This window comes from Priestia sp. P5_B4 (assembly GCF_056400385.1).
In genome coordinates, this window is record NZ_JBFULJ010000134.1 from 1 (window position 1) to 7,743 (window position 7,743).

At 38.5% G+C, this 7,743-nt stretch carries 6 protein-coding genes and 1 riboswitch; all 6 genes read right to left on the reverse strand.

What is annotated here, in order from left to right; all coding sequences use genetic code 11:
• The coding region (locus AC1DRF_RS12675; protein ID WP_477740862.1) for a cation diffusion facilitator family transporter at positions 1-963 on the reverse strand (963 nt) is incomplete at its 3' end.
• Positions 964-1,072: 109 nt separating this feature from the next.
• Positions 1,073-2,899, reverse strand: a complete 1,827-nt coding sequence (locus AC1DRF_RS12680) for an APC family permease (RefSeq protein ID WP_013084729.1) — start codon at positions 2,897-2,899, stop codon at positions 1,073-1,075.
• Positions 2,900-3,061: 162 nt separating this feature from the next.
• Positions 3,062-3,202: riboswitch (cyclic di-AMP (ydaO/yuaA leader) on the reverse strand.
• Positions 3,203-3,393: 191 nt separating this feature from the next.
• Complete coding sequence (locus tag AC1DRF_RS12685) at positions 3,394-4,440, reverse strand: N-acetylmuramoyl-L-alanine amidase (RefSeq protein WP_477740863.1); 1,047 nt, start codon at positions 4,438-4,440, stop codon at positions 3,394-3,396.
• A 729-nt stretch (positions 4,441-5,169) separates the two neighbouring features.
• Positions 5,170-6,504 (reverse strand): type I glutamate--ammonia ligase, encoded by a 1,335-nt coding sequence (gene glnA, locus AC1DRF_RS12690; RefSeq protein ID WP_013058785.1) that lies wholly within the window; start codon positions 6,502-6,504, stop codon positions 5,170-5,172.
• Between the two features lie 83 nt (positions 6,505-6,587).
• A complete protein-coding gene (locus tag AC1DRF_RS12695) occupies positions 6,588-6,995 on the reverse strand; it encodes a MerR family transcriptional regulator (RefSeq protein ID WP_013058786.1) in 408 nt (135 codons plus the stop codon).
• A gap of 190 nt (positions 6,996-7,185) precedes the next feature.
• On the reverse strand, positions 7,186-7,743 hold a 558-nt coding region (locus AC1DRF_RS12700), incomplete at its 5' end, for a methionine gamma-lyase family protein (RefSeq protein ID WP_477740864.1).

The following is a 7,743-nucleotide window of genomic DNA, read 5'->3' on the forward strand; positions in this document are numbered from 1 at the left end:
CTGTAAATCACTTGGCGCCCAGTCCGGAATTCCATCATCTTCATCAAATTCAATAATGACATCCGTTACTCCTTTTTCCTGTAAAATACGATTTTCCAGACGATCTTTAATATCATCAGCTTCTGCCACTGTTAAAGAAGGATCAATTTCTACTTTTAATTCAACGTGAAGCTCTTCTCCTTCTTTCATCACCATTAATGTTTGAATATCACGCACTTGTACATCTTGCATGACAATCGCGCCAATTTTTATTTCCATTTCTTTATCTGCTTCACCAAGCGCTCCAGCAGCATTATCTAAAAATACTCGTCCTACTACAAAAAACATCATAAGCCCAATTAAAATAGAAGCAATTCCTTCAGCTTGGTGAAAAGGTGTAAACCGTGAAATGAAAACGGCTATTAACGCCAATACGCCTCCTCCAGTAGCTACCAGATCTTCCATAAAGACCAGCTTGGTTGCTGGCTTTGCTTTATTTAAATGAACAAAGCTTTGCGTAAAAACATTGACCTCTGCGGTATTCATTCCGACATCGTGCAAAATTTCTTTCATCGCCTTAAATAGGACAAACATCTCAAGTAACACCGAGATGCCAAGTACTGCAATATTTAAAATAAAGCCTGAAGACTTCGTGGGATGAAGAATGTGGTGATATCCTTCTTTAATCGTTTCAAACGCCATAATTCCTACTACAAGAACCGCTCCTAATAGAACGAGATTAACCAATCGGCCGAAACCATTTGGAAATCTTTTGGTCGGGGCTTTTTTACTTAATGCCGAACCTATAAAGACAAAAAACTGATTAGCTGCATCTCCTAAGCTGTGCATCGTTTCAGCAAACATTGCTACATTCCCTGTTAAAGCGAAAGCAATTCCTTTAATGATAGAGATAATGGTATTAACTACAGCGGCCATGATGGCCGATTTATTTCCCTTTCGCAACAATTTAATTAATTCACTCATACAATCCCTCCGTTTGCGCCTTTGATGAGATTCGATTACGGTTAGTGTATGTGAATTTAAAAATTAAAAACCTCCAACATACAAGTTGGAGGTTTTTAGTCATGTTTCATTATTTTTTAAAACGGTACGGTACAGTTGTAACAATTACATTTTTACGGTAAAGCAAATGTGCTTTTAACAGCAGACTGGACTGATTGTGAAGGATATTTTGCCAGCTTTTTTTCGTAATGAATTGCGGAATAACGACCGTAATAGCCATATTATTTTCCCGGGCTTTTTCCTCAGCCATATCGATGAATCGAAACAGCGGCCGCACTAAGCTGCGGTATTGAGAATGAAACGTAACAATACGAATATCAGGCTGCCACTTCTCCCACTTCTCTTCCATTCTCTTTTCGCTTTCTCGATCAAAGGCTACATGTACTGCAATAACGGTATCGCCAATCGTTCTTGCATAATTTAATGAATTTTCTACTACCTTTGTCATTCCTGCTACAGGAACAATGACCACACTTCCTTCAAGCTTTCCAATCTTTTCTCCTTGCTTAATGCGAAGCTGCTCTCCTACCGCTTCATAATGCGTATGAATGCGATGAAAAATATAGACAATAACCGGTAAGAAAATGAGCACGGACCATACTTGTGAAAACTTCGTTGTAAACAAAATAATTAGCACAGTTAAGGTAATGAGGGCACCAATTAAGTTAATGGTTAGCTTCCCTTGCCAGCCGGCCGGCTTTTCTCTAAGCCATTTGACAATCATGCCTGTTTGAGAAAGCGTAAATGGAATAAACACCCCGACTGCATAAAGAGGAATTAATTGTTCAGTCGCTCCTTTAAAAGCTACAATTAAGACAATAGAAGCAATTCCAAGGGTCACAATTCCATTTGAATAGCCTAGTCGATCGCCACGAATTTGAAACATTCTTGGCATGTATTTATCAGACGATAAGTTGACAGCCAGCAAAGGGAAAGCTGAAAAGCCCGTATTCGCCGCTAGCACTAGAATTAGAGCTGTTGTGCCTTGAATAAAATAATAAAATCCATTTCGTCCAAACACACTCGATGCAATTTGTGATACAACCGTTTCATCTGCTTTTGGAGAAATGCCAAGCCAATAAGCTAAAAACGTGATGCCAGAAAATAAAACGGCTAAAATACCGCCCATCAGCATTAATGTATGAACAGCATTTTTTGCACCTGGCTCTTTAAAGTTAGGCACTGCATTTGAAATAGCTTCTACACCTGTTAATGCTGAACAGCCTGACGAAAAAGCTTTTAATAATAAAAACAAACTAATACCTGGCACTACTGTACCGAGAGAGGGATGAAGCTCAGGTGAAACTTGACCTGTCGCTATTTTAAACAAGCCTACCGCTATTAACAAAATAAGAGCAATAACAAATAAATAAACCGGATAAGCTAATACAGAAGCGGATTCTGTTACACCACGTAAATTTAAGACGGTAATAAAAATCACCAGCAAACACGCAATTACTACATTGTAATGATGCAGCGTTGGAAAAGCCGAAGTTAAGGCATCCGTTCCTGCTGAAACGCTCACAGCAACTGTTAAAATATAATCCACCAACAGTGATCCTCCAGCTATAAGCCCAGGATTTTCTCCTAAATTGGTTTTCGAAACAATATAAGCTCCTCCGCCTTGCGGATACGCATAAATAATTTGACGATACGAAAGAATTAAAGCCGTCAGCAGAACCAATACCCCAAGCGCAATTGGAATCGAATACCAATAGGCAAGAACGCCGACTGTTGCAAGTACAATCAAAATTTGTTCTGTTCCATAAGCCACTGAAGATAAGGCATCTGATGATAAAATAGCCAGTGCTTTAAGCTTACTAAGCTTTTGATCGCCTAACTCTTTTGTTTTAAGCGGCTTTCCAATCAATAATCGTTTGAGAACTGAATAGTTCACGTAATTTCCCTCCGATGATTGCTTAGCTACTATTTACTGTTCATTGCTAAGCTCAGTTACAAGTTCACGAATAAGTGATATTACTCCTAAAAAATACCTTTTTATGTTAAAAAAGCGCACAAAAAAAACACTAAGGGTTCTCAGCGTTTTTACACAGCTTAAACCTYCTCTCCAAAACGCTKATGRGGTTAGCTGTCGGATTCGGGCYWTRAGAGTAGCCCTACCTTTAAAAAAGGATTCACCCCAAGTGACAATGCACAAATTTGGGTCCCCCACTTCTGACGAATTAAGCGATAACAGGTCAATATAATTTTCGGTTAAAGGGTATGATCGATAACATGTTTCTTTCATAACTATCCTTTGTTCTTAGATAATATACTCCCGTACAAATGGTTTGTAAAGCATTATTTTACGCAAACCATAAAATAGTGCTTAAGGCGCTTTTAACAGAAAAACAAAAGGTCTTCTGCCCGCTTACAGAAGACCTTTTTGCTTTAACTTTTTGCTTTTAAAACGGCTGCTAGCTTGTTTTTCGTTTGAGGACCATAAATGCCATCCACATCATAAGGAAGATACACAAGCTGAAAACGTCTGACTGCATCTTTCGTTTGAACTCCATATATTCCGTCTACTGAACCTACTTTAAAATTCACCGCGTTTAATGCTTTTTGAAGCTGTTTCACGGCTTCTCCAGAATCACCTTGTTTTAAAATTCCATTTGGAAGTGGATATTGTTCCGAAGGTGGAGTTGGTGACGGTGTTGGAGATGGGTTTGGTGAAGTCCCTGAAGGAATAACAATTGTTTTTCCAACCTGTAGTGTTAAAGGATCAGAAAGCCCTGTATTCGCTTCTTGAAGCGCTTGTACTGTTATGTTGTACTTCTGTGCAATACTGTAAAGCGTATCTCCTTGCTTGATCGTATACGTTTTTGTACCTGGTTCAGAAGGTGATGGATTCGGAGTTGGTGTTGGATTGGGGTTTGGAACTGCACGACGAGGTAAATTTAAATATACGGCAATTCCTTTTGCATACGATTCACCCATKCTTTTTAAAAAAGCTTCGTTTTGGAGAAGTGCTGCATCGGTGCGGTTATCAATAAAGGCTATTTCAGTTAGTACTGCGGGCATATTTGTTAAGCGAAGCACCGCATAATTGGCTGATTTTCGACCGCGATTCGGATGATTATACGACAGCAGCGTTGGCTGTACTTGGCCGTGGACAATTGATTGAAACGTTTTACTGGCATTGCTAGCGCTTCTATAAACATAATCTTCATATCCTGTTCCTCCCCCGGCATTTACGTGAATAGACATAAATACATCTGCTCCCCACGAATTAGCTTGAGAAGCGCGCTGAGATAACGATAAAAAAGTATCTGTGGTACGAGTGGTTTTAATCGTAAAGTCACTGTAGGTGCTATTTAAATAGCTTATTAAATATTGTTGAATTTTTAAAACTAAGTTTTTTTCATACAGTCCGTTCGCTCCAACTGCTCCTGCATCTGCCCCACCATGTCCTGCATCTAGATAGATTTTTTTCATATTACTTGTCCCTCCTTATTGTTAACATATGTATGAGGGCAAAAAGTGCTACGTATACTAGCCTACTAAGTAGAAAATTACTAAAAAAAGAACCGCTACTCAAAGGCAGCGGTTTATTCTGCGTTGTAGACAGAATATTAAATAGGGATAGCTCTCAAGGAGTGACAGCTATATGCAGAGTGTTGATTCGTTGATCAAATGATAATAATTATCATTTTCATTTGAAGTATACACTAAAAGGAAAGTTTTGTCTATTCTATTATGAGAACAGGCCTATTTAAAAAGCAGAACGCCTATAACAATGAGAATAATCCAAATTGGAATGCTTATTAATATGCCTATTACTAAACCTTTAAAAAAATTTCCTTCTTGCATTTTCATTCCATTCCTCTCCAACAGTATTTTCTAATGATACTACGACTGGCTGAAAATTCTTTGAAGTTATACTGAAGTGCAGAGTGAACACATAAACAATCTCTCTATCTGTTATACACTACTTTTACATATAGATTCAATGAGACAAAAAGCTTATCCTTTTTAATTTTTATAACCAAATTCTTTCCTGTATCTAACAAAACCATAAAAAAGCCTCCTGTAAATTGTACGACAGGCAGCTATACTTGTTTTATGAACAGCTTAGTTCGATATTTAATATGCGCAATGTTATTCATTTTGAAAAACAAAAAAAGTCCGAGAGAACGTATAAACGATCTCTCGGACTTTTAGGAATTAATATTGGCTCATGTATTGGTCACGTTCCCAAGGATGAACTTGTGTACGGAACATATCCCATTCGATTTCTTTCGCTTCAACGAAGTGCTCTGCTAAGTGTTCACCTAATGCAGAAACCATAACTTCGTTTGATTGGAAGCTATCTAAAGCTTGAGCTAATGTTGCAGGTAAATCTACGATACCTTCTTCAATACGCTCTTCTTTTGTCATTACATAGATATTACGATCGATAGGTTTTGGAGCTTCAAGGTTGTTCTTGATTCCATCTAAACCAGCTTTTAATAGAACAGCCATTGCTAAATATGGGTTAGCAGCTGGGTCTACGCTACGTACCTCAACACGAGTTCCTACGCCGCGAGAAGCTGGGATACGGATTAATGGGCTACGGTTGCGAGCAGACCATGCAACGTAACAAGGAGCCTCATATCCAGGCACTAGACGCTTATAAGAGTTTACAGTAGGATTTGTTACTGCTGTAAAGCTGTGTGCGTGCTTGATGATACCTGCGATAAATTGACGAGCAGTATCACTTAGCTCTAGATTACCGTTTTCATCATAAAATGCGTTTTGACCATCTTTAAATAATGAAACGTTACAGTGCATACCTGAACCATTCACACCAAATAATGGTTTTGGCATAAATGTAGCATGTAAGCCATGTTTACGTGCAATTGTTTTTACAACAAGTTTGAACGTTTGGATATCATCACAAGCTTTTAATGCAGCAGCATATTTGAAGTCAATCTCGTGTTGTCCAGGAGCTACCTCATGGTGAGATGCTTCAATTTCAAAGCCCATTTCTTCAAGCTCTAATACGATGTCACGACGGCAGTTTTCACCAAGGTCAGTTGGCGCTAAGTCGAAGTAGCCACCTTTATCATTTAATTCTAATGTAGGTTCGCCTTTTTCGTCTAATTTGAATAAGAAGAACTCTGGCTCAGGTCCAAGGTTGAAATCAGTAAATCCTAACTCTTCCATCTCTTTTAACACACGTTTTAAGTTATTACGTGGATCGCCATCAAACGGAGTTCTATCTGCATTGTAGATGTCACAAATAAAACGTGCTACTTTACCTTTTTCAGATGTCCAAGGGAAAATAACAAATGTATCAATATCCGGGAATAGGTACATATCTGATTCTTCAATACGTACAAACCCTTCAATAGAAGAACCGTCAAACATCATTTTGTTGTCTAACGCTTTTTCTAATTGACTTACTGGAATTTCAACGTTTTTAATTGTTCCTAAAATGTCAGTGAACTGAAGACGAATATACTTTACATTCTCTTCTTGAACTTTGCGGAAAATATCTTCTTTTGTGTACTTTGCCATCGTGTGATCCTCCCCTAAATCTCTATATAATATTTATAATCTATACCCCTCATATACGAACGGCATAAATATTGATAACTTTATTAATGAAAGAACCTGGACATATCTCCTTGATTTAAAGTTGCTCGATTAAAACGGCCTGCTTGCATAAGTTCTGCACGAAGCATTTTTCGCAATTCATCGTCCGTTAATTCTGGCTTTGCTGTTGCTGCCACAACTTTTTCTTCTTGCTTATGCCCTTTTTGCTCCTTTTGAAGATGAAACAGCTGCTTTACACCTGCTAAGTTTACACCTTGTTCAATAAGATCACGGATTTCAAGCAGCTTATCAACATCGTTAAATGAGAATAATCGTCGATTTCCCTCTGTTCTTACTGGTGCAACTAATTCATGTTCTTCATAGTAGCGAATTTGGCGAGCCGACAACTCAGTTAACTGCATCACAATTCCAATTGGGAAAAGTGGCGTATTTCTTCGAATGTTGTCACTCATTTCAGTTCCTCCTTTGGATTAACTATTTACATTGTATGCTATGTTAGTTCACCTGTCAACCGAATGTTAGTAATTCTAACATAAATTTTTCTGAACATTTCTTCTATACAAATAAATAGCATTTCGTTTATTTTTATAAGCCTATCTTTTCTTTCTTAGCGGGGAGAAAATAGTCTTTCTATCTTATATTTTATAAAAGTTCTTTCGTCAGCATTTGATCTACTGCCATGCATATTGCTACTTTTACGTGAGCATACGTTAACCCGCCCTGCACGTAAGCGACATAAGGAGGCCTGATAGGTCCATCTGCCGTCAGCTCAAGGCTTGCTCCTTGTATAAACGTTCCAGCTGCCATAATCACATCATCTTCATACCCTGGCATATAAGCAGGATAGGCCGTTACGTGTGAATTAATTGGCGAAGCAAATTGAATAGCCTGACAAAAAGAAACCATTTTATCGCGGTCATCGAACTGCACGGATTGAATTAAATCCGTTCGTTCACTGTTCCACTTCGGTTCACTTTGCATCCCTAGCTCTTCGAACATAGCGGATGAGAAAACCGCTCCTTTTAATGCTTGACCGACTACGTGCGGAGCCAAAAAGAAACCTTGATACATTTCTTGCAAGCTATACAGCGTCGCTCCAGCTTCTGCACCGATTCCAGGAGTTGTCATTCGATATGAACAAGCTTCCACTAGGTCTTTTCGTCCTGCAATATAGCCGCCGATTTTAGCAAGACCTCCACC

Coding starts and splice junctions, on each gene's coding strand:
- AC1DRF_RS12695 (WP_013058786.1), bottom strand. CDS start 6,995: ATGAGTGACAACATTCGAAGAAATACGCCACTTTTCCCAATTGGAATT.
- glnA (WP_013058785.1), bottom strand. CDS start 6,504: ATGGCAAAGTACACAAAAGAAGATATTTTCCGCAAAGTTCAAGAAGAG.